This window comes from Weissella sp. DD23, assembly GCF_001579105.1.
GTDB classification, from domain to species: domain Bacteria; phylum Bacillota; class Bacilli; order Lactobacillales; family Lactobacillaceae; genus Weissella; species Weissella cibaria.
Genome location: NZ_KQ970394.1, coordinates 202,477 through 203,461, shown reverse-complemented (window position 1 = coordinate 203,461; position 985 = coordinate 202,477). Strand labels below are relative to the sequence as shown.

Below are 985 nucleotides of genomic sequence, written 5' to 3'. Positions count from 1 at the left end.
CAATCATCGATTCTGCGGCTGAACTCTCAGCTGCTGACGACGCCAATGATGCTTCTTGCGATGCATCTGCTGAGTGGCCTGATTCAATCATTGATTGTGCGGCTGAACTCTCTGCGGCCGATGATGCTAGTGACACCTCTTGCGACGCATCCGCTGAACGGCCTGACTCAATCATCGATTCTGCTGCTGAACTCTCTGCTGCTGATGACGCCAATGATGCTTCCTGTGATGCATCTGCTGAGTGTCCTGCGTCAATCATTGATTGCGCTGCTGAATTCTCTGCTGCTGACGTCGCCAATGATGCCTCTTGCGATGCATCTGCTGAGTGTCCTGATTCAATCATCGATTCTGCTGCAGCTGATGATGCTAGCGATGCCTCTTGCGATGCATCCGCCGAACGACCCGCATCAATCATTGATTGCGCTGCTGAATTCTCTGCTGCTGACGTCGCCAGTGATGCTTCTTATGATGCATCTGCTGAGTGTCCTGATTCAATCATCGATTCTGCTGCAGCTGATGATGCTAGCGATGCCTCTTGTGACGCATCTGCTGAACGGCCGGCGTCGATCATTGATTGCGCTGCCGCTGATGATGCCAATGATGCTTCTTGTGATGCATCTGCTGAACGGCCCGCATCAATCATTGATTGCGCTGCCGCTGATGATGCTAGCGACGCCTCTTGTGACGCATCCGCTGAACGACCCGCATCGATCATTGATTGCGCTGCTGAACTCTCAGCTTGACTAGAAATTTGAGATTGAACCAACGAATTAGCAATTGACGCTGATGTTGATGCTGAAATCGACGCTGACTCTGAAGCCGCAACTGAATTAGCAATTGACGTGGCAATTGAATTTGACGTGGCAACAGATTGGCTTACCAAATTGCTCTCATACGAGTTAACAATGCTATTAACATCAGAAACGTTAGCTGCACTATCAATACCTGAAGTTGCATTTGTCACGTCGGCTGCTAGGTCGCTATC

General features: G+C 50.2%; 2 pseudogenes. Both read right to left on the bottom strand.

From position 1 onward, the window contains the following. Positions 1-415 (bottom strand): annotated as a pseudogene (locus WEIDD23_RS08395) (hypothetical protein); the annotation flags it as partial. Between the two features lie 48 nt (positions 416-463). Then, positions 464-985: pseudogene (locus WEIDD23_RS13680) on the bottom strand (hypothetical protein); the annotation flags it as partial.